The organism is Streptomyces sp. NRRL F-5755 (genome assembly GCF_001279365.1).
GTDB lineage: Bacteria > Actinomycetota > Actinomycetes > Streptomycetales > Streptomycetaceae > Streptomyces > Streptomyces rimosus.
Window position 1 is genome coordinate 51,330 of sequence record NZ_LGCW01000252.1, and the last position, 21,305, is coordinate 72,634.

Annotated in this window: 18 protein-coding genes; 4 read left to right on the forward strand and 14 right to left on the reverse strand. The window is 73.0% G+C overall.

From position 1 onward, the window contains the following. Positions 1 to 124: 124 nt before the first annotated feature. The 3 genes from ADK86_RS41095 to rimP form a co-directional block, all read right to left on the reverse strand. Complete coding sequence (locus ADK86_RS41095) at positions 125 to 436, reverse strand: YlxR family protein (protein ID WP_003987416.1); 312 nt, start codon at positions 434 to 436, stop codon at positions 125 to 127. Between the two features lie 168 nt (positions 437 to 604). After that, the gene (nusA, locus tag ADK86_RS19740) at positions 605 to 1,597 is read right to left on the reverse strand and encodes a transcription termination factor NusA (RefSeq protein ID WP_053697740.1); all 993 of its coding nucleotides are present in this window, start codon (positions 1,595 to 1,597) and stop codon (positions 605 to 607) included. A gap of 2 nt (positions 1,598 to 1,599) precedes the next feature. Continuing rightward, positions 1,600 to 2,133 (reverse strand): ribosome maturation factor RimP, encoded by a 534-nt coding sequence (gene rimP, locus ADK86_RS19745; protein WP_053697741.1) that lies wholly within the window; start codon positions 2,131 to 2,133, stop codon positions 1,600 to 1,602. A 118-nt stretch (positions 2,134 to 2,251) separates the two neighbouring features. Here rimP and ADK86_RS19750 point away from each other — a divergent pair, with 118 nt between their 5' ends. The 3 genes from ADK86_RS19750 (at position 2,252) to ADK86_RS19760 (ending at position 4,461) form a co-directional block, all read left to right on the forward strand. Beyond that, complete coding sequence (locus ADK86_RS19750; protein WP_234345937.1) at positions 2,252 to 2,851, forward strand: hypothetical protein; 600 nt, start codon at positions 2,252 to 2,254, stop codon at positions 2,849 to 2,851. 76 nt (positions 2,852 to 2,927) lie between these two features. Further along, positions 2,928 to 3,437, forward strand: coding sequence for a ferritin-like domain-containing protein (locus ADK86_RS19755; protein WP_053697742.1), 510 nt, complete (start codon positions 2,928 to 2,930; stop codon positions 3,435 to 3,437). 106 nt (positions 3,438 to 3,543) lie between these two features. Next, positions 3,544 to 4,461 carry an aminoglycoside phosphotransferase family protein gene (locus tag ADK86_RS19760; protein WP_053697743.1) on the forward strand — a complete coding sequence of 306 codons (918 nt, stop codon included), beginning with the start codon at positions 3,544 to 3,546 and terminating at the stop codon, positions 4,459 to 4,461. A gap of 474 nt (positions 4,462 to 4,935) precedes the next feature. Here ADK86_RS19760 and ADK86_RS19765 read toward each other — a convergent pair whose 3' ends face one another. The 6 genes from ADK86_RS19765 to dxr all read right to left on the reverse strand — a co-directional run bounded on the left by ADK86_RS19765 (position 4,936) and on the right by dxr (position 12,348). Further along, positions 4,936 to 6,636, reverse strand: coding sequence for a proline--tRNA ligase (locus ADK86_RS19765; protein ID WP_030600021.1), 1,701 nt, complete (start codon positions 6,634 to 6,636; stop codon positions 4,936 to 4,938). Between the two features lie 103 nt (positions 6,637 to 6,739). Continuing rightward, positions 6,740 to 7,273: a GNAT family N-acetyltransferase gene (locus ADK86_RS19770; RefSeq protein ID WP_030633966.1), complete on the reverse strand. Its 534-nt coding sequence runs from the start codon at positions 7,271 to 7,273 to the stop codon at positions 6,740 to 6,742. Between the two features lie 89 nt (positions 7,274 to 7,362). After that, complete coding sequence (locus ADK86_RS19775; protein WP_053697744.1) at positions 7,363 to 8,208, reverse strand: GNAT family N-acetyltransferase; 846 nt, start codon at positions 8,206 to 8,208, stop codon at positions 7,363 to 7,365. A 188-nt stretch (positions 8,209 to 8,396) separates the two neighbouring features. Further along, positions 8,397 to 9,554: a flavodoxin-dependent (E)-4-hydroxy-3-methylbut-2-enyl-diphosphate synthase gene (ispG, locus tag ADK86_RS19780; RefSeq protein ID WP_003985894.1), complete on the reverse strand. Its 1,158-nt coding sequence runs from the start codon at positions 9,552 to 9,554 to the stop codon at positions 8,397 to 8,399. A 224-nt stretch (positions 9,555 to 9,778) separates the two neighbouring features. Next, positions 9,779 to 11,080, reverse strand: a complete 1,302-nt coding sequence (locus ADK86_RS19785; protein ID WP_030650533.1) for a M50 family metallopeptidase — start codon at positions 11,078 to 11,080, stop codon at positions 9,779 to 9,781. Beyond that, positions 11,077 to 12,348 carry a 1-deoxy-D-xylulose-5-phosphate reductoisomerase gene (dxr, locus tag ADK86_RS19790; RefSeq protein WP_053697754.1) on the reverse strand — a complete coding sequence of 424 codons (1,272 nt, stop codon included), beginning with the start codon at positions 12,346 to 12,348 and terminating at the stop codon, positions 11,077 to 11,079. Before dxr ends, ADK86_RS19785 begins: the two co-directional genes overlap by 4 nt. 75 nt (positions 12,349 to 12,423) lie before the next feature. Here dxr and ADK86_RS19795 point away from each other — a divergent pair, with 75 nt between their 5' ends. After that, on the forward strand, positions 12,424 to 13,248 hold the full coding sequence (locus ADK86_RS19795) for a YwqG family protein (RefSeq protein ID WP_063789042.1): 825 nt from the start codon (positions 12,424 to 12,426) through the stop codon (positions 13,246 to 13,248). Positions 13,249 to 13,278: 30 nt separating this feature from the next. On the opposite strand, the gene ADK86_RS19800 is transcribed toward ADK86_RS19795, so the two are convergent. The 5 genes from ADK86_RS19800 to ADK86_RS19820 form a co-directional block, all read right to left on the reverse strand. After that, complete coding sequence (locus ADK86_RS19800; RefSeq protein ID WP_053697746.1) at positions 13,279 to 15,198, reverse strand: acyl-CoA dehydrogenase family protein; 1,920 nt, start codon at positions 15,196 to 15,198, stop codon at positions 13,279 to 13,281. A 240-nt stretch (positions 15,199 to 15,438) separates the two neighbouring features. Next, positions 15,439 to 16,125 carry a response regulator gene (locus ADK86_RS19805; protein WP_053697747.1) on the reverse strand — a complete coding sequence of 229 codons (687 nt, stop codon included), beginning with the start codon at positions 16,123 to 16,125 and terminating at the stop codon, positions 15,439 to 15,441. Further along, a complete protein-coding gene (locus ADK86_RS19810) occupies positions 16,100 to 17,428 on the reverse strand; it encodes a sensor histidine kinase (protein ID WP_234345938.1) in 1,329 nt (442 codons plus the stop codon). Before ADK86_RS19810 ends, ADK86_RS19805 begins: the two co-directional genes overlap by 26 nt. Positions 17,429 to 17,748: 320 nt before the next feature. Then, on the reverse strand, positions 17,749 to 19,194 hold the full coding sequence (locus ADK86_RS19815) for an aldehyde dehydrogenase family protein (RefSeq protein ID WP_053697748.1): 1,446 nt from the start codon (positions 19,192 to 19,194) through the stop codon (positions 17,749 to 17,751). A 264-nt stretch (positions 19,195 to 19,458) separates the two neighbouring features. Further along, on the reverse strand, positions 19,459 to 21,129 hold the full coding sequence (locus ADK86_RS19820; protein WP_053697749.1) for a PucR family transcriptional regulator: 1,671 nt from the start codon (positions 21,127 to 21,129) through the stop codon (positions 19,459 to 19,461). Positions 21,130 to 21,305 lie beyond the last annotated feature (176 nt).

Genomic DNA, 21,305 nt, shown 5'->3' on the forward strand with positions numbered 1-21,305 from the left:
CCACCGGACCGTCGCTACTTCATGGGCGTACTCATCGCGTACTCATCGAGTGCTCATCGCAATCTCGACCTACTTCCGACTCGCGAGGTACCTGACCGCACGGTTTTCCGTGCGCTGTGCTTTCTTACGGTGTTGCCTGATCAACCGGTGCGGCTTGATCAACATGCGCCCGTTCGACGAAGCGGCGCAAGGCCGTCGCATCGAACGGTCCCCGGCCCCGGAAGGCCCGGGGGAAGACCCGGCGGCGGACCGCCAGGTCGAGACAGACCCGTGTCGGGTGCACATAAGCACCCCGGCCGGGCAGCGTACCGCGAGGATCGGGGACGCACTCGCCCTCGATCGCCACGATGCGCAGCAGATCACCCTTGGCCGCTCGCTCCCGGCACCCCACACAGGTGCGCTCAGGGCATGCGCGGGCATGCGTCCGGCCAGACACTGCTTAAGTCTACCTCCCCGTGACGGACTCACCCCTACGGGGTAATGCCCGAACGGTCGCTCAAAATTCCGGTGGGCCGCCACCGATTTTCGGCTGCGGCCGCACCCTGACGTGCTCCGGACCGCCGGTGGGCGCGGGTGGCGCCCCGTGCCCGCCGACGGGTCGGGATCACCCCTGGTCGCCGCCCTGGTCGGTGTCCGGGCGGATGTCGATCCGCCAGCCGGTGAGCCGGGCGGCGAGGCGGGCGTTCTGCCCCTCCTTGCCGATGGCCAGCGACAGCTGGTAGTCGGGGACGGTCACCCGGGCGGAGCGCGCCGCCAGGTCGATCACCTCGACCTTGCTGACCCGGGCGGGCGACAGGGCGTGCGCCACCAGCTCGGCCGGGTCGTCCGACCAGTCGACGATGTCGATCTTCTCGCCGTGCAGCTCGGCCATGACCGCGCGCACCCGGCCGCCCATCGGGCCGATGCAGGCGCCCTTGGCGTTCAGCCCGGAGCGGGTGGACCGTACGGCGATCTTGGTGCGGTGACCCGCCTCACGGGCGATGGCCGCGATCTCCACCGAACCGTCGGCGATCTCCGGCACCTCCATGGCGAAGAGCTTCTTCACCAGATTGGGGTGGGTGCGCGAGAGCGTCACGGACGGGCCGCGCACGCCCTTGACGACCCGGACCACGTACGAGCGCAGGCGTGTGCCGTGCGCGTACTCCTCGCCGGGGACCTGCTCCTGCACCGGCAGGATGGCCTCCAGCTTGCCGATGTCGACCAGGACGTTCTTCGGGTCCCGGCCCTGCTGGACGACGCCCATCACGACGTCGCCCTCCCGTCCGGCGTACTCGCCGAAGGTGATCTCCTCCTCGGCGTCCCGCAGCCGCTGCAGGATGACCTGCTTGGCGGTGGTCGCCGCGATCCGGCCGAAACCCGACGGGGTGTCGTCGAACTCGCGGGGCTCGGCGCCCTCTTCGAGGTCGGCCGGGTCCTCCTTGGCCCACACCGTCACATGGCCGGTGTCGCGGTCGAGCTCCACCCGCGCGTGGCGGCGGCTTCCCTCGGTGCGGTGGTACGCGATGAGGAGGGCCGACTCGATCGCGGCGACCAGCAGGTCGAACGAGATCTCCTTCTCCCGTACCAGACCCCGCAGGGCACTCATGTCGATGTCCACGGCTACGCCTCCTCCTGGCTCTCGTCGTTCTGCTCGGCGCGGTCGTCGCGCCCCTTGTCCTGCTTGCGGTTGAACTCGATCTCCACGCGCGCCTTGGCGATCTCGGCGAAGGCGACCCGGCGGGCGGTGGGCTTGCGTCCCTTGACGCCCGGGACCTCCAGGTCCAGGCCCTCGTCGTCCACGGCGATGATGCGGGCCACCAGCTCGCCGCCCTCGTGGAGTTGAGCCTTGACGAGGCGGCCGACGGCGCGGCGGTAGTGCCGCGGCTCGGTCAGCGGGCGGTCGGCTCCGGGGGAGGTGACCTCCAGCGTGTACGGGGCGCCGCCCATGGCGTCGGTGTCGTCCAGCACCTGCGACGCCTCGCGGCTGAGCTCGGCGCACTCGTCGAGCTGCACGCCGTCGTCGGAGTCGACCACGATCCTCAGCACACGCCGCTTTCCGGCCGGTGTCACCTCGATCTCTTCCAGATCCAGGTCTCGCGCGGCGACCAGCGGTTCAAGCAGTCCGCGCAGCCTCTCGCTCTGGGTGGTGCTCATCCGGGTGACTCCTCGGCCGCGTGTGCTGTTGTGGGAAGGTCGCGTGTCGGGTCAAAGCCTAGCTGTTCCGGCGGGGTACTGACGATTCGGTGGCGGAGCACGGATACGCTCGCCTGCGGTGATCACTACGGACGCCCCCACCGAAGACCCCGGGAAGTCACACGTGCACAACGTCGCGCTCACGCGCAGGAGGACCTTGCTGGCCGGCTCCGTGCTCGGCGGGGCGGCACTGCTGCTCACCGGCTGCTCGGAGGATTCCGGGCCCGGCGGGAGCAGGAAGGAGGCGGACGCGGCGGCGGACGCCCGGCTGCGCGGGCAGGCCGCACGCGACAGCGCCGCGCTGCTCGCCCACTACGACGCGACGCTCGCCGCGCATCCCGGGCTGGGCGAGCGCCTGCGGCCGCTGCGCGCCGAAGTGGCGCGCCACGCGGCGGCGTTCGGCGGGGCCTCCCCCGCCCCGTCCGCCCCGTCCACGGCGCCCCGTGCGGGCGCCTCGGCCGCACCGTCCGCTTCGGCCACGGCCTCCGCTCCCGCCTCCCCCGCCGTGCCGCCGGACGAGAAGCAGGCGCGCGCGGACCTCGCGGCGGCGGAGCGGCGCACCGCCGACGCCCGGGCCGCGGCCCTGGTGAGCGCGCCGCCCGAGCTGGCCAGGCTGCTGGCGTCGGTGGCGGCGGCGGGCGCGGCGCACGCGTACCTGCTCACAGAGGACGGCGCATGAGGCGCGCCGCGGCGACGGTGGCACTCTTCACGGGCGACAGGCCGGGCCCGGACCCGGCCTCGGAAGGGGTACGGCGATGCTGACATCCAGGGCGGCGCGCGCGGAGGCAACGGCCGACGGCGCGCACGGCGCCGAGCTGAAGGCGCTCCAGGCGGCGCTGGCGGCCGAGCACGCCGCCGTCTACGGCTACGGCGTGGTCGGCGGCCGGATCGGCGCCGACCGGCGCAAGGAAGCTCGGGAGGGGTACGACGCCCACCGCGCGCGCCGGGACGAGCTCCGGCGCGGCGTGCGGGATCTGGGCGGCACGCCGCAGGCCGCCGCGGCGGCGTACGAGCTGCCCTTCCCGGTGCCTGACGCGGCGGCCGCCGTGCGGCTGGCGGCGGAGCTGGAGGACCGGGTGGCGGCCGTGTACGCCGATCTCGTACGGGCCGGTGGCGCGGCGCGGCGCCGGGACGCGGCCGGGGCGCTGCGCGAGGCGGCGGTGCGGGCGGTGCGCTGGCGCGGCACCGGCGTAGCCTTCCCTGGGCTCCCGGAGCGGGCCCGGGGCACCGGCGCCCCGTCCGGCGCCGCAGCGGCCGGGCACTGACCACACCGCCCGCGCCCGGGGCCTGCCGTCGGATTCTCGTCCTTCGGGCGGACAGCAGGCTCCGGGCCCACCGCATTCAGCCTCCACCGAAAGGGACAGCACAGGCATGGCTACGGCACCCATCGAACCGCCGCAACGGCTGGTGAGCGCGCTCGGCGGCGATCCGGACGGCCCGGCCGGTGCCTGGCTCGACGCGCTGCCCGGCCTCGTACAGCAGCGGCTGGACGCCTGGGAGCTGACGCTGGAGCGGGTGCACGAGCCGGGTGGGCGCAGCAGCCTGCTCGCGTACGTACAGCAGGCCGACGGCACCCCGGCGGCGCTGAAACTCCCGGCACCATGCCGGGCGACGGCGCACGAGGGCGCGGCGCTGGAGCAGTGGGACGGCTGGGGCGCGGCCCGGCTGCTGCGCGCCGACGCGGACAGCGGTGCGCTGCTCCTGGAGCGGCTGCGGGGCTCCGTGACCCTGCGTTCGCTCCCGGAGGCGAAGGCTCTGCTGGAGGCGGCGGGCACGGTGCGGCGGCTGTGGGTGGCTCCGGCCGAGGGCCATCCCTTCGCGTCGCTGGCGGGCCGCACGGAGGAGGCCGCCGAGGAACTGCGGACCCTTGGGGCCACGACGCAGGCCGCGGGGCCGCTGCTGGACGAGTGCCTGGAGCTGCGCCGGGCGCTGCCCGCCGACGCGCCCGAGGAAGTGCTGCTGCACGGCGCGTTCCGGCAGGGCAAGGTGCTGGCCGGGGAGCGGGCGCCGTGGCTGGCGGTCGGCCCGTCGCCGGTGGTCGGCGAGCGGGCGTACGACCTGGCCTGGCTGGTGCTGGACCGCTTCGAGGACCTGGCGGCCGGTTCGGGGGCCGCGTCGGCGGCCCGCCGCCGGGTGGCCAAACTGGCGGACTCCCTGGACGTGGACCGGGACCGGCTGCGCAGTTGGACGCTGTACCGCGCGGTGGACTCGGGGGTGCGCGAACTGACGGCGCCGGGCGGGGACGAGCAGCGCGGCGAGCTGCTGCTGGAGTTCGCCACCTGGCTGTAGGGCGGCATGGCGCCGTCTCGGGGCGGCACGGCCGGCCTCTGGGGAGCGGCACGGCTGCTGCCTGGGGGGCTCAGCTGCCGTCTGGAAGCGGCACCGCTGTCTCTGGGGGCGGTGCCGACAGCCATCCGGGAGCGGCACGGCGCCCCCTGGGGGCGGCACGGCTGCCGTACGGAATCGGCGCTGCTCTCTGGGGGCGGCCGACAGCTATCCGGGAGCGGCACGGCGCCCCCTGGGGCGCGGCACGGCTGCCCTCTGGGGGCGCACGGCTGCTGCCTGGGGCGGCACAGCCTGCCGTCCAGGAGCGACGCCGATGCCCTCTGGGCGCGGCATGGCTGCCATCCGGGGCAGCACGGCGCCCTCTGGAAGCGGCACCGCGCCCATCCAGGAGCAGCACAGCCGCCGTCCCGGAAACGACCGGGGCCGGGCGGTACCGGCTTCCCGGTACCGCCCGGCCCCGTGGCCGTTCCTCGTCCGTCAGGCGCTCAGCCGGGCCACGGCCTCCTCGACCGTCAGCTCCTCGCGCTCGCCCGTACGGCGGTCCTTCAGCTCGACGACGCCCTCGCCGGCGCGGCGGCCCGCGACCAGGATCGTCGGGACGCCCAGCAGCTCGGCGTCGGTGAACTTCACGCCCGGCGAGACGCCGGCCCGGTCGTCCACCAGGACGCGCAGGCCCGCGGCGCCCAGCTTCTCGCCGACCTCCAGGGCCAGCTCGGTCTGCTTGGCCTTGCCCGCGGCGACCACGTGCACGTCGGCGGGGGCCACCTCGCGCGGCCAGCACAGGCCGGACTCGTCGTGGGTCTGCTCGGCGAGGGCCGCGACGGCGCGGGAGACGCCGATGCCGTACGAGCCCATCGTGACCCGCACCGGCTTGCCGTTCTGGCCGAGCACGTCCAGCTCGAAGGCGTCCGCGTACTTGCGGCCCAGCTGGAAGATGTGGCCGATTTCGATCGCCCGGTCGATGCGCAGGCCGGCGCCGCACCGGGGGCAGGGGTCGCCCGGCTCGACCACGACGACGTCCAGGTACTCGTCGACCTCGAAGTCCCGGCCCGCGACGACGTTGCGGGTGTGCTTGCCGTCCTTGTTGGCGCCGGTCACCCAGACGGTGCCGGGGGCGACGCGCGGGTCGGCGAGGTACTTGAAGGACTTGCCCGCCAGGCCCTGCGGACCGACGTAGCCGCGGACCAGGTCCGGGCGGTCGGTGAAGTCCTCGGCGGTGACCAGCTCGACCGTGGCCGGGGCCAGGTGCTCGCCCAGCTTGCCGAGGTCCACCTCGCGGTCGCCGGGGACGCCCACCGCGACGATCTCGCCGTCCACCTTGACGAGGAGGTTCTTGAGGGTGGCGGAGGCGGGGATGCCCAGGTGCTCGGCCAGCGTCTCGATGGTCGGGGTGTCCGGGGTGTCCAGCTCCTCCATGGCGCCGGCGCCGGAGGCGTCCGAGGGCTCGACCTTGACCGTGACGGCCTCGGTGTTGGCCGCGTAGTCGCAGGCCGGGCAGTCCACGAAGGTGTCCTCGCCGGCCGCGGCGGGGGCCAGGAACTCCTCGGAGGCCGAGCCGCCCATGGCGCCGGAGACGGCGGAGACGATGCGGTAGTCCAGGCCGAGGCGCTGGAAGATCTTCTGGTACGCCTCGCGGTGCAGGCGGTAGGACTCCGCCAGACCCTCGTCGCTGGTGTCGAAGCTGTACGAATCCTTCATCTGGAACTCGCGGCCGCGCAGCACGCCGGAGCGGGGGCGCGCCTCGTCCCGGTACTTGGTCTGGATCTGGTACAGCATCACCGGCAGGTCCTTGTAGGACGTGCACTGGTCCTTGACGGTGAGGGTGAAGATCTCCTCGTGGGTGGGCCCGAGCAGGTACTCGGCGCCCTTGCGGTCCTTGAGGCGGAACAGCAGGTCACCGTACTCCTCCCAGCGCTGGGAGGTCTCGTAGGGCTCCTTGGGCAGCAGCGCCGGGAGCAGGACCTCCTGGGCGCCGATGGCGTCCATCTCCTCGCGCACGATCCGCGAGACGTTCTCCAGCACCTTCTTGCCCAGCGGCAGCCAGGTCCAGATGCCGGCGGCGGTACGGCGGACGTAGCCGGCGCGCACGAGCAGCTTGTGGCTGGCGGTCTCGGCGTCGGCCGGGTCGTCGCGCAGCGTCTTGATCATCAATCGGGACATGCGCTGGACCTGGGCCATGGTGATTCTCCTGCGTAAGAAAGGTGACTTCCGCGAGGTTATCCGGAGGGGCACGCCCCATGGAAATGGGATACGCGCCGCGGGTTCCGTACGACCGGCCCCGTCAGCGCTTGAGCGGCAACGGCGCGCCCATGACCGCGTACGGGAGCGGGGCGCTCGGGAACAGCACGCGGCGGGCCAGGTCCTGGTAGCCGAGGGCGCGGTAGAGGCCGCGGGCCGGGCTGTCGGTGTCGATGGCGGACAGGATGCTGCGCGGTTCGGTGGCCCCGTCGGTGATGCGGGTGATCAGTTCGCGGCCGATGCGCCGGTTCTGGAAGGCGGGCAGCACATGCAGCTCGGTGATCACGAAGGAGTCGTCGAGCCAGTGGTCCAGGCCGCGGGCGCGCAGGTACGGCTCGACGACCGTGGACCACCAGTGCGTACGGCTGTTGGGCATGCCGTAGACGAAGCCGACCAGCCGCCCGCCGGGCGTCGTGGCGCCGAGGGCGCGGGCGCCGGGGCTGGTCAGATGGCGCAGGACGATGTGGCGGCGGACGCCGATCTCGTCGTCGGTGAGGCCGAACGCGAGCGCCTGTACGGCGAGCGCGTCGTCCACGCGGGCAGCGAGATCCAGGGGGCCGACCGCGACGTCATCCATGGTCGGGAGCGTACAAGGCACCGGCGCGTAAGACGATCGGCGGGACGGCCGGAGTGCGGCGGCATCCGGCCGCACGGGGCGCGGGCGGGTCAGAAGAGCACGCTCATGAAGGCGCCGGTCTCCTGGAAGCCGACCCGCCGGTACGCGGCGCGCGCCGCCGTGTTGAAGTCGTTCACGTACAGCGAGGCGACCGGCGCGACCTCGGTGAGGGCGTAGCGCAGCACCGCGGCCATCCCCGTCTCGGAGAGGCCCTTGCCGCGGTATTCGGGCGCGACCCAGACGCCCTGGATCTGGCAGGCCCGTGGCGTGGCGGCGCCGATCTCGGCCTTGAAGACGACCTTGCCGTCGTCGACCCGGGCGAACGACCGCCCGGCGCCGACCAGCTCGGCGACGCGCGCCTGGTAGAGCAGTCCGCCGTCGCCGGCCAGCGGTGAGATGCCGACCTCCTCGGTGAACATCGCCACGCACGCGGGCATGATCAGGTCCATCTCGTGCTTGCCGATGCGCCGGACGTACGGGTCCGGCTCGACCTCGGTGGCGAAGGAGGACGTGACCATCAGCGGCTGCCGGGCGCGCACCTCGCGGGCCGGGCCCCAGGCCGGTTCCAGGAGGGACCACAGTTCGGCGGTGGGTCCGGCCGGGCCGACGATGGAGGAGCAGCGGCGGCCCTGACGGCGGGCCCGCTCGGCGAAGCCGCGCACCGCCTCGGGGGTGGCGCAGACGGGGACGAGGTTGGCGCCCGCGTAGCACAGCGATTCCAGGCGGCCGTCGGCGTACCAGCCCCACATCTCGCCGCCGAGCCGCCACGGGTCGAGCCCGGCGACCTGCACGCGCGCGGCGACGAACGCGTTGGCGACGGGGTCGCGGTCCAGCACCGCGAGCGCGTCGTCGAGCTCCCCGGGCTCCAGCACCTTGGTGGTCGTGGTGGTCAGCACGTGTCGGAAAGCCTCACCTTTACGGGCCTGGGAGGCCAGGCAACTGCAGGTCCTGGAACTTTACCTCCCCGGCGGCGCGGGCAGCGGATCCGTTGCGGGTACCGCTCCCGGCACGATTTACGCACCGAGCCCCGCCACCGGTGTGGGCCGGTGGCGGGGCTCGTGGGGCGCCGGAGGCGGTGCGGGCGTCAGCCGGCGACGGAGATGGTGGGCTCGCCGGACGTCACGCCGTCCTTCTCCATCTGCTCGGCGATCTTCATGGCCTCTTCGATGAGCGTTTCGACGATCTTCGATTCCGGCACGGTCTTGATGACCTCGCCCTTGACGAAGATCTGCCCCTTGCCGTTGCCGGACGCGACACCGAGGTCGGCTTCGCGGGCTTCGCCGGGACCGTTGACGACGCAGCCCATGACCGCGACGCGCAGCGGCACCTCCATGCCCTCCAGGCCCGCGGTGACCTCGTCGGCGAGCTTGTACACGTCCACCTGGGCCCGCCCGCAGGACGGGCAGGAGACAATCTCCAGGCGGCGCGGGCGCAGGTTCAGCGACTCCAGGATCTGCAGGCCCACCTTGACCTCCTCGGCCGGCGGGGCCGACAGGGAGACGCGGATGGTGTCGCCGATGCCCTCGCTGAGCAGGGCGCCGAAGGCGACGGCCGACTTGATCGTGCCCTGGAAGGCCGGACCGGCCTCGGTCACGCCCAGGTGCAGCGGGTAGTCGCACTGGGCGGCCAGCTGCCGGTACGCGTTGACCATGACGACCGGGTCGTTGTGCTTGACCGAGATCTTGATGTCCCGGAAACCGTGCTCCTCGAACAGCGAGCACTCCCACAGCGCCGACTCCACCAGCGCCTCGGGGGTGGCCTTGCCGTACTTCTGAAGCAGACGGCGGTCGAGGGAGCCGGCGTTCACGCCGATGCGGATGGGAGTGCCCGCGTCGGAGGCCGCCTTGGCGATCTCCTTGACCTTGTCGTCGAACTGCTTGATGTTGCCGGGGTTGACCCGGACCGCGGCGCAGCCGGCGTCGATCGCGGCGAAGACGTACTTCGGCTGGAAGTGGATGTCGGCGATGACCGGGATCTGCGACTTGCGGGCGATGACCGGCAGCGCGTCGGCGTCGTCCTGGGTCGGGCAGGCGACGCGGACGATCTGGCAGCCGGAGGCCGTCAGCTCGGCGATCTGCTGGAGCGTGGCACCGATGTCGGACGTGCGCGTGGTCGTCATCGACTGCACCGAGACCGGTGCGTCTCCGCCCACGGCGACCGGACCGACCTGGATCTGGCGGCTGACCCGGCGGTCGGCCAGCTTGGTCGGTACGTCCGGCATTCCCAGTGAAATGGCAGTCATCTGGCGAGCAACCCCAAGGTGTGGATCTAGGTCCCGAGATCGGCGGGCTCCGGTCTTCGAGATTACGGCACGAGTGTTGCCGTGGGCACATCGAACCCCTCCGGCCCCCCTCCGGGGGGCGGAGGAGCACCCGTGTGCGCGGTTTGAGCGGCCGGTGGGCGGCCACCGGCCGGTCGCGGCCTGGCGGCCGCCCGTCCTCACGTGCCGGACGGGCTTGTTCTGCCCTATGTCAGTTTCACCGGATTCACCACATCGGCCACCAGGACCAGCAGCGTGAAGCAGATGAAGATCCCGGCGACCACGTAGGCGACCGGCATGAGCTTGGCCACGTCGAAGGGGCCGGGGTCGGGGCGGCGGAAGACGCGGGCGAACGCGCGGCGCACCGATTCCCACAGGGCGCCCGCGATGTGGCCGCCGTCCAGCGGCAGCAGCGGGAGCATGTTGAACAGGAAGAGGGACAGGTTGAACCCGGCGACCAGGAAGAGCATGGTCGCCACCCGCTGCTCCGGCGGGATGTTCAGCGAGAAGACCTCGCCGCCGACCCGGGCCGCGCCGACCACGCCCATCGGGGAGTCCTGCTTGCGCTCGCCGCCGTTGAAGGCGGCGTCCCACAGGTCGGGGACCTTCGCAGGCAGGTTGACCAGGGACTGGACACCCTGTTCGACCATGTTGCCCATACGGTCCACGGACTGCCCGAAGGACTGCTGGACGATGCCGGTGGCCGGGGTGAAGCCGAGGAAGCCGGCGGTGACGTACTCGCCCGGCACGTAGGAGCCGTGCCCGTCGGTCTTGGCGACCTTGTTCTCGATCAGGTTCGCGTGCAGCTGCTGCCGCTTGCCGTCCCGCTCGACGGTGATCGTCGCGGGGCCCGTGGTGTCCCGGATGCTCTGCTGGAGGCTGCCCCAGTCCGGTACGGGCTTGCCGTTGAAGTCGACGATTCTGTCGCCGGCCCGCAGCCCCGCGGCCTTGGCCGGGGAGTCCTTGGCGCCCTTCGTGCACTTGTCGGTCTTGGCGGAGGCCGCTATCACGCAGTCCGAGACCGAGCCGACCTGGGTGGTCTGGGTGTTGATGCCGAAGCCCATCAGCACGCCCATGAAGATCACGACCGCGAGGATCAGGTTCATGAACGGCCCGGCGAACATCACGATGACGCGCTTCCAGGGCTTGCGCGTGTAGAACAGGCGCTTCTCGTCACCGGGCTGCAGCTCTTCGAAGGCCGCCGAACGGGCGTCCTCGATCATGCCGCGCCAGGGGGAGGTGGACCTGGCGGTTATGGCGCCGTCCTCCCCCGGCGGGAACATCCCGATCATGCGGATGTAGCCGCCGAGCGGTATGGCCTTGATCCCGTACTCGGTGTCGCCCTTGCGCCGGGAGAACAGCGTCGGCCCGAAGCCGACCATGTACTGCGGCACCCGGATGCCGAACATCTTGGCCGTGGACAGGTGCCCCAGCTCGTGCCAGGCGATTGAGAAGAGCAGGCCGACGACGAAGACGACTATGCCCAGAACGGTCATCCAGGTCGTCATGCGCGAGCCTCCGATGTCGTACGGGCCGCTCGGGCGGCCAGCTCACGGGCGCGGGCGCGCGCCCAGATTTCCGCCTGCAAGACGTCCGCGACCGTCAGGGAGGTTCCCCTGCCGGGCGTGCCGTGCTCCGCGACCACTTCGGCGACCGTATCGACAATCCCTGTGAACGGCAGCCCGCCCTTGAGGAAAGCATCGACGCATTCCTCGTTGGCCGCGTTGAAGACGGCCGGCGCGGTGCCGCCCAGTTCGCCGACGTGGCAGGCCAGCGGCACGGACGGGAACGCCTCGGTGTCCAGGGGCAGGAAGTCCCACTGGTGGGCCCTGGTCCAGTCGATGCCGGGGGCGGCGTCCGGGACCCGGTCGGGCCAGCCGATTCCGAGCGCGATCGGCATGCGCATGTCGGGCGGGCTGGCCTGGGCCAGGGTGGAACCGTCGGTGAACTCCACCATCGAGTGGATGTAGGACTGCGGATGGACGACGACCTCGATGCGGTCGAAGGGCACGTCGTACAGCAGGTGCGCCTCGATGACCTCCAGGCCCTTGTTGACCAGGGTCGCGGAGTTGATCGTGATGACCGGGCCCATCGCCCAGGTGGGGTGGGCGAGCGCCTGCTCCGGCGTGACGGACGCCAGCTCCCGCTTCGTACGGCCGCGGAACGGTCCACCGGAGGCGGTGACGACGAGCTTGCGCACCTCGCTGCGGGGGCCGCCCAGCAGGCCCTGGAAGAGCGCGGAGTGCTCGGAGTCGACGGGCACGATCTGGCCGGGGCGCGCCTGGGCCTTGACCAGCGGGCCGCCGACGATCAGCGACTCCTTGTTGGCGAGCGCCAGCGAGCGGCCCGCCTTCAGGGCGGCGAGGGTGGGCACCAGGCCGATGGAGCCGGTGATGCCGTTGAGGACGGTGTGGCAGTCCAGGGCGGCGACCTCGGTGGCCGCGTCGGGCCCGGCGAGGATCTCCGGCAGCCGCTCCCCCGCCCCGTACCGCGCGGACAGCGCCTCGCGCAGCGCCGGCACCGCGTCCTCGCGGGCCACCGCCACCGTACGGACCCGCAGCCGGTGCGCCTGCTCGGCCAGCAGCTCCACCCGGCCGCCGGCCGCGGACAGCGCGGTCACCCGGAAGCGGTCGGGGTTGCGCAGCACCAGGTCGATGGCCTGGGTGCCGATGGAGCCGGTCGAGCCGAGGATCACGATGTCGCGCGGCCCGTCGCCGTCGCCGGTGAGCGGGGCGGGGACGAAGCGCAGATGCGGGTCAGCGAGGGTGTCCGTCATGGGCACCATTGTTGCCGGTCCGGGCGTGGCCGTGAGCCGCAGGGGATTGTCAGTGGGTCGTGGGACCGTACGGACATGGAACGAACGATGTCCCCGCCCGCACTGCTGGCCGCCGAGCTCATGCCCGCCGGCGCGGCGGAGCGCTGGACGGCGCTGCTGCGTCCGGCAGTGCGCCTGACCCGCCCGGACGACCGCCGCGCCCCGCTCGCCGGGCCGCCCGTGGGATATCTGGGCGGCCGTCCCGAGCTGCCGGACGACGTGCCGTGGCCGGTGTGGGAGGGAAACGGACCGCTCACGTTCGTCGCTTCGCTGTCGCTGTCCGCACTGGCCGGCGCGGACCTGGACATCCCCCTGCCCGGGGACGGCACGCTGCTGTTCTTCGTGTCCTACGGCCCCGGGCAGGGCGACGGCGTGCCCGGCCTCGGCCCGGAGGGGCAGCGGGGCGCCCGCGTCGTGTACGTGCCCGAGGGCACGCCCGTCGCCGAGCGCCGGGTTCCCGGGGGCCTCGAAGAGCCGTACCGCCGTGTCCCGCTGTCGGCCGAGCCGGAGATGACGTGGCCCGACCGCGAGGACTTCTGGCTGGGGGATCTGGTGGATGCCTCGCCCGGTGACGAGCTTCCGGAGTGGGCGGACGCCTTCGGCGACGCCTTGGCCGACCTCTCGCCCAAGGTGTGGCACCGCGTGGGCGGCTACCCCATACCCATACAGGGCGGTTTGGACTTCGACTTCCTCGGTGCGGACGAGGACCCGGACGACTGGGTGCTGCTCGCCCAGATCGACAGCGACGACCGGGCCCGGATGGAATGGGTCCACCAGGGCACCCTGTACTGGCTGATATCCCGGGCGGACCTGGCCGCGCGGAACTTCGCGGGAGCGCGCTTCACCTGGCAGTTCCTCTAGAAACCTCCGGTGAAGCGCGCCCCGTCCGGCTCAGCGGATCGGCCGGTGGACGTTCTCCTTGGCCGACGGTCCGGGTGTCGCCTCGGCGATCCACGGGCCGTCGCCGCTCGGGTCCACGACGCCGTCCTCCAGCCAGGCGTACGTACCGGTCAGCACGCCCGAGACGACCTTGCGGTCCAGGTCGTCGGTGTTGGTCCACAGCCGCCCGAAGAGCTCGTCCACGCGGATACGGGCCTGCCGGCAGAACACGTCGGCGAGCTGGTGCGCCTCGCGGCCGTGATCGTCGGTGGCGCGCAGGTGCTCGGCCCGTACGACGGCCGCGCTCATGGCGAACAGCTCGGCGCCGATGTCCACGATCCGGCCGAGGAAGCCCTGCTTGGTCTCCATCCGGCCCTGCCAGCGGGACATGGCGTAGAAGGTGGAGCGGGCCAGCTTGCGCGCGGCCCGCTCCACATACCGCAGGTGCCCGGCGAGTTCCCCGAACTCCGCGTACGTACGCGGCAGTTGACCGGGCCCGGCGACCAGCTTGGGCAGCCAGCGGGCGTAGAACGTACCGGCCTTGGCGGCGGCCCTGCCCTTGTCGGAGAGCGACTTCTCGGGGTCGATGAGGTCACCGGCCACGGACAGGTGCGCGTCCACCGCCTCGCGGGCGATGAGCAGGTGCATGATCTCCGAGGAGCCCTCGAAGATCCGGTTGATGCGCAGGTCGCGCAGGATCTGCTCGGCGGGCACGGCGCGCTCGCCGCGGGCCGCGAGGGAGGCCGCGGTCTCGAAGCCCCGGCCGCCGCGGATCTGCACGAGTTCGTCGGCCATCAGCCAGCCCATCTCGGAGCCGTAGAGCTTGGCCAGCGCCGCCTCGATGCGGATGTCGTTGCGGTCCTCGTCCGCCATCTGGGAGGACAGGTCGACCACGGCCTCCAGGGCGAAGGTGGTGGCCGCGATGAAGGAGATCTTGGAACCCACCGCCTCGTGCTTGGCGATCGGCTTGCCCCACTGCTCACGGGCCGCGGACCACTCACGGGCGATCTTCAGGCACCACTTGCCGGCGCCGACGCACATGGCGGGCAGCGAGAGGCGGCCGGTGTTGAGCGTGGTCAGCGCGATCTTCAGACCGGCGCCCTCGGGGCCGATGCGGTTCGCGGCGGGCACCCGTACGCGATGGAAGCGGGTGACGCCGTTCTCGATGCCGCGCAGGCCCATGAAGGCGTTGCGGTTCTCGACGGTGACGCCCTCGGCGGCGGCCTCCACGACGAACGCGGTGATGCCGCCCTTGTGCCCCTCGCTCTTAGGGACGCGCGCCATGACCACGAGGAGGTCGGCGACGACCCCGTTGGTGGTCCAGAGCTTCACACCGTCCAGGACGTAGTCCTCGCCGTCGGGCACCGCCATGGTCGCCAGCCGGGCCGGGTCGGAGCCCACGTCCGGCTCGGTGAGCAGGAACGCCGAGATGTCCGTCCGGGCGCAGCGCGGCAGGAAGGTGTCCTTCTGCTCCTGGGTGCCGAACAGTTTCAGCGGCTGCGGTACGCCGATCGACTGATGCGCGGAGAGCAGCGCGCCGATGGCGGGGTTGGCGGAGCCGACGAGGGCGAGCGCCTTGTTGTAGTAGACCTGCGTGAGGCCGAGGCCGCCGTACTTGGTGTCGATCTTCATACCGAGCGCGCCGATCTCCTTGAGACCGTCGATGGTCTCGTCGGGGATCTGCGCCTCGCGTTCGATGCGGGCGCCGTCGATCTTCGTCTCGCAGAAGTCGCGGAGCTTGGCGAGGAACTCCTCACCGCGCTGGGCGTCCTCGGTGGCGGGGGTGGGGTGCGGATGGATGAGGTCGAGCCGGAAGCGGCCCAGGAACAGTTCCTTGGCGAAGCTGGGCTTGCGCCAGTCCTGCTCCCGGGCGGCCTCGGCGACCTGCCGGGCCTCGCGCTCGGACACATTGCGGGTGGATGGAGCGGTCATGAGGGGCTCACCTCGCCGCGGAGTCGGGTCACGGAGTGGGTCGGTGGGAACCGGGCGCCCCGCGGTCACGGAATCCGGCGTTCCGTACCGGTCGGCGCCGGGCCGGTGTGCGTACGGCGCTCCCGCCGCCGTCCGGCTACCGGTCAGTGCTACTTGTGAGTCTGTACCCGTTCCGTTCGACTTGCACCAGACTCCGCGGCACGGAACGGGGCGGACGGCGCCCCTCCTGCCCCGCCCGCCTCAGCGGGCGCCCGGCGTGACCAGCCCCGTCTCGTACGCCAGCACCACGGCCTGGGCCCGGCTGCACAGCCCCAGCTTGGCCATCGTCCGGTTCAGATGCGTCTTGACCGTGGCCTCGCTGATCACCAGCCGGGCCGCGATCTCGGGGTTGGACAGGCCCCTGGCGGTGTGGCGTAGCACCTCCAGCTCGCGGGCGGTGAGCGCCTGGAGCGTCTCGGGCCCGTCCGCCGTCTCCCGGCCCGGTTCGTCCCGCTGGCGCGCGTACGCCTCGACCAGCCTGCGCGTGACGCTCGGCGCGAAGAGCATGTCGCCGCCCGCGACGGTGGCGAGGGCCGAGAGCAGCCGCTGCGGCGGGGTGTCCTTCAGCAGGAAGCCGCTGGCCCCGGCGCGTAGCGCCGCGTAGACGTACTCGTCCAGGTCGAAGGTGGTCAGCACCACGACGCGCGGGGCCGGCTCGCCCGCCTCGGCCGCGCCGCGCAGAATGCGTTCGGTGGCGGTGATGCCGCTGACGCCGGGCATCCGGATGTCCATCAGGATCACATCGGGGCGGTGTTCGGCGGCCAGCCGGACCGCCTCCTCGCCGTCCGACGCCTCGGCCACCACCTCGACGTCGGGCGCGGCCCGCAGCAGGGCGGCGATACCGGCCCGGATGAGGATCTGGTCATCGGCCACCAGCACCCTGATCATGCTCTGTCGTCCCTTTCCGAGGCGGTGCCGGCCCCGCCCCGGAGTGGACGGGCAGGGTGAGCCGCACCTGGAAGCCGCCGCCCGGGAGAGGCCCGGCCCGCAGACTGCCGCCGTAAATCCTGGCCCGCTCGCGCATCCCTATCAACCCGTGTCCGGTCGAGACATGGCCGGAAGTCGCCGGTGGAACGGCGGCTTCCGCGGGCGGGCCGCCGTCGTCGCGCACCTCGACCGTGAGGCGTTCGGCGCCGTGGTGGACGAGCACCACGACGCGGGCGCCCCGTGCGTGCTTGAGGGCGTTGGTCAGCGCTTCCTGCACGACGCGGTAGGCGCACTGTTCAAGCCCCGGCGCATACGGCCGCCGCTCCCCCGTCGTCCGCAGCTCGGCCGGCAGCCCGGCGGCCCGTACCCGCTCGACGACCCCGCCGATCCGGTCCAGGCCCGGCGCCGGTTCGTAGGCCGCGGCGTCCTCGCCCTCGCCCGTTTCCGAGCGGTCCACGGCGGCCGGGCCGCCCGCCATCTCCCGCGGGTCCACGCGCAGGACGGCCAGCAGCCGCCGCATCTCCTCCAGCGCCTCGCCGCTGGTCCCGGCGATGGTGCCGAGCGCGCGCCGGGCGGTCTCCGGGTCAGAGGCGAAGACGTACCCGGCCAGCCCGGCCTGTACGGAGATCACGGACATGTGGTGGGCGACCACGTCGTGCAGTTCGCGGGCGATGCGCACCCGTTCGTCGGCAACGGCGCGCCGGGCGTTCTCCTCCTTCTCGCGGCGCAGTTGCCCGGCCATCTCGGTGAGCCTGACGTTGCGCTCGGCGGAGGTGCGGGCGACGTTGCCGAACCAGCACAGGATGACCGTGTACACCACGCTCTGCCCGAGCGTGGTCGGCCAGGCGCTCTCGTTGCCCGTCGTACCGGCGAAGTTCCACAGCGCGGCCAGCAGCACGGAGCAGCCCGCGGCGACGCGCGGGGGCCGGTGGGAGGCGACGGTGTAGAGCGCCATCAGGCCCGCAAGGCTGTTGACGACGGGCCAGTAGTCCAGCGCGATGTAGGCGAACCACAGGAGGAAGACGCTCAGGCACACCGCGACGGGGGCCCTTCTGCGGGCCACGAGCAGCAGGTTGATCAGGCAGGTCAGTACGGAGCCGAGGCCGTCCAGACGGTGCCAGCCGGCGGGCGCGTTGTCGTGGCCGAGCAGCAGCGACACGGTCGCGAAGGCCGCGGCGACGGCCGTGTCGAGAGCGAACGGCGAGAGTTTCCGCACCCGCCGTCGCACCACCCCGGCCACTCCGGCCACCCCGCCCCTGCGCACGGCCGCAGCGTAACCCGGGCAGCACAACGGGGCATCGAACCGGAGGAGGCGGTCCGCCTACCGCGGAAGTTGTACGTCCGGCCGGTGGCTACCACGGAAGTCACGGACGCTTTTCCACCCGTGACGGGACGCCCCGGCGCACGGGGCGCGCGTACGGTCGCAGAGCGACACCGCACCACGGCGCCGCCACGGGGGAACGGCGCCACCGCACGGCCACGGGGGAACGGGGGAGGCGGCGTGCTGCGGGACGGGGTCCCGGAGCACGCCGCTCGCTTCCCGGAAGTCCAGCTTCAGCAGCTCGTCTTCCCGAGGGGCGGCTCTTAGAGGTCCAGCCCCGTGAGGACCAGCACCCGCTCGTACGTGTAGTCCTCCATCGCGAAGCGCACGCCCTCGCGCCCCACGCCGGACTGCTTGGCGCCGCCGTACGGCATCTGGTCCGCGCGGTAGGAAGGCACATCGCCGATGATCACGCCGCCGACCTCCAGCTCCCGGTGCGCCCGGAAGGCGGTCTGCACGTCGTGCGTGAACACGCCCGCCTGGAGGCCGTACTTGGAGTCGTTGACGGCGGCAAACGCCGCGTCCGTGCCGTCCACCTTCGTCAGGCTGAGGACCGGTCCGAAGACCTCCTCGCAGGCCAGCGTCACACCGGCCGGCACGCCCTCCAGGACGGTCGGGGCGTAGGAGGCGCCGTCCCGCTTGCCGCCCGCGAGCAGCTTCGCGCCCGCGCCGACGGCCTCGTCCACCCACGCCTCGACGCGCTTGGCGGCGTCCTCGCTGACCAGCGGGCCGACCTCGGTCTCGTCGTCCGACGGGTCGCCGGTGACCTGCGCGTTGACGGCGGCCACGATCTTCGGCACCAGCCGGTCGTAGACGGTCGCGTCGGCGATCACCCGCTGCACCGAGATGCAGGACTGGCCGCCCTGGTAGTTGGAGAAGGTGGCGATGCGCTGCGCCGCCCAGTCCAGGTCGGCCTCGGAGGCGAAGTCGGCCAGCACCACGGCCGCGCCGTTGCCGCCGAGTTCGAGGGTGCAGTGCTTGCGCGGCACCGAGTCCATGATCGCGTAGCCGACCTTCTCGGACCCGGTGAAGGAGATCACCGGCAGCCGCTCGTCCTGGACCAGCGCGGGCATCCGGTCGTTGGACACCGGCAGGATCGACCAGGAGCCGGCCGGCAGGTCGGTCTCGGCCAGCAGCTCGCCGAGGATCAGGCCGGACAGCGGGGTGGCCGGGGCGGGCTTGAGGATGATCGGCACGCCCGCCGCGATCGCCGGGGCGATCTTGTGGGCGCAGAGGTTGAGCGGGAAGTTGAAGGGCGCGATGCCCAGCACCGTGCCGCGCGGGAAGCGGCGGGTCAGCGCGAGCCGGCCGGCGCCGCCCGCGTCGGTGTCCAGACGCTGCGCCTCGCCGCCGTTGAAGCGGCGGGCCTCCTCGGCCGCGAACCGGAAGACGGACACGGCCCGGCCCAGTTCGCCGCGGGCCCACTTCATGGGCTTGCCGTTCTCGGCGGAGATCAGCCGGGCGATCTCCTCCGTGCGCTCCACCAGGCGCCGCTGCACATGGTCCAGAGCCGCCGCGCGTACGTGCGCGGGGGTGGCGGACAGCTCGGCCTGTACGGCGACGGAGGCCGCGACGGCCTCCTCGACCTGCGCCTCGGTGGGAACGCTCACCGTGCCGACGAGACGGCCGTCCCAGGGGGAGGTGACGTCGAAGGTGTCCTCGCCGGTGGCCTGGCGACCGGCGAGCCAAAAGGCGGTGGGAGAAGTCACAGTGGGTCCCGGCCCTTCCGAAGTGGGGGTGGTACGGACGGCCCCGCGGGGGCCTGGGTCCACCGTAGGGGCGGGGTACGGCCGGAGCGTTTGTCCGGCACGTAGTAGTCGTACGGTGCGGCCCGCCGCATTGGCGTACGGGGCGCCGCCCCACGCCACACAGACCGGCGCCTCACGCCACACGGATCGCCGCCCCGCACCACGCAGACCGCCTCGCGCCACGGGGTGCCGCCGCCCCACGCCACACGGTGCCGCCGCCCCGCGCTACGCGGTGCCGCCCCCGTACGGTTCCGTGACCGCCGCCGTCGTCTTCAGCGCCAGCCACAGCTCCATGCGCACGTCCGGGTCGTCCAGCGAGCGCCCGAGGATCTCCTCCACCCGCCGCATCCGGTAGCGCAGCGTGTGCCGGTGCACGCCCAGGTCGGCGGCTGCCGCGTCCCACTGGCCGTGCCGGGACAGCCAGGCCCGCAGGGAGGCGACGAGGTCCCCGCGGCCGGTGGCGTCATGCTCGTGCAGGGCGCGCAGCAGGCCGTCCGCGAAGGCCCGTACGGCGTCGTCGGCGAGCAGCGGCAGGACCGACCCGGCCGCCACGTCCTCGTGCTCGACGAGCACCCGGCCGCGGCGGCGGGCCACGGACAGGGCCTGTTCCGCCTGGCGGTACGCGTGCGCGGCGTCCCGGGGCCCGGAGGGCGCGGACAGGCCGACGGCCAGACCCTCGCCGGAGCGCCCCGCCTCCGCGCGCGCCGTGCGCCCGCGGGGCAGCGGCTGCCCGCCGAACCGGGCCTCGGCTGCCGCGGCATGCTCGGCGCACGCCTCGGCGGCGGCCCCGCCGTCGGCGGCCAGCACGACCAGCCTGCCGCCCTCCGGAACGGCCAGCACCGCTTCGCCGGTGCGGGCCGCCGCCGACTCCATGGCGTCGGCGAGCGCGTCCAGAACGGGCGGGCCATCCGCGGACTCCGCGTCTTCCGCACCGTCCGCGCCGTCCGCTGCGACCGGTTCGGCCACCACCACCCGGAACGGGGCGTCCAGGAGCCCGCCGTACAGCCGGCCCGCGACCGCCCGCGCGTGGTCCGGCTCGCCCGCCAGCAGCATGCGCAGCACCGCGGCGCCGAGCCGCTGCTCCGCCTCCTGGAGGGCGCGGGAGCGTTCGGTGGTCAGGGTCAGCAGGGCGACGGCGGAGTGCACGGCGAAGCGCTCGGCGGTGCCCAGGGGCGCGCCCGTGCCGACCGCGAGCACGCCGCGGGCGCGGCGGCCGGTGCCCAGCGACTGCAGCTCGACCCGGTCGTCACCGGCCGCCTCGCTGACCACCGAGCTGGCGGGGGCGGGGCGCTCGCGCAGCCGCGCCACGTCGTCGCCGAGCCGGGCGGCGCGGCGGGCCGCCCAGTCGGGGGCCGCGGCGACCACCGCGCCGGACGCGTCGTACAGCGCGGCCCAGCCCTTGAGGTGCGCGGCGAGCCGGGCCAGCAGCTCGGCCGGGCCCTCGGCGCCGAGCGCCGCCCGGGTCAGCTCGCGCTGCGCCTCGAAGCCTTCGGTCACCGCGCGGTACTGGTCGGCGGCGACCGCGGCGGAGACGGCCTTGCTGATGGCGATGAACGGGGTGCTGCGGGGCACGCCCAGCAGCGGCAGCGACTCCTCCTCGGCGGCGGTGACCAGCGCCTGGGGCACGTCCTCGTAGTTGACGCCGACCGCGAAGCCCAGCCCGACGACACCGGCGCCCGCGACCCGACGCACGTATCTTCGGGCGGTCTCCGGGTCCTCGGCGTCCAGCTTGAGGGCGGTGATGAGCAGCAGCTCGCCGCCTTCCATGTACGGCACCGGGTCGATCAACTCGCTGGCGTGCGCCCAGCGCACGGGGGTGGCCAGCCGGTCCGCGCCCGCGAGCACCGTCAGCTTGAGCGCGGAGTGGTGGGCCAGGGAGGCGAGCGTGTGCGGCATGGGACCTTCGGGGGCGTCGGCGGGGCGGGCGGTGCGGTGACGGTCGGTGATCTTCGCCGTCCCGTATGAACGGTCGCTCCCGATTCTGCCTCAGCGGAAGGGTGCGGGGGTGGGTTCGTCCGGGGATACGGCCGTACGGGGCGGGGCGGCTCCGTGGGGGGGCGGGCGGGGCGGCC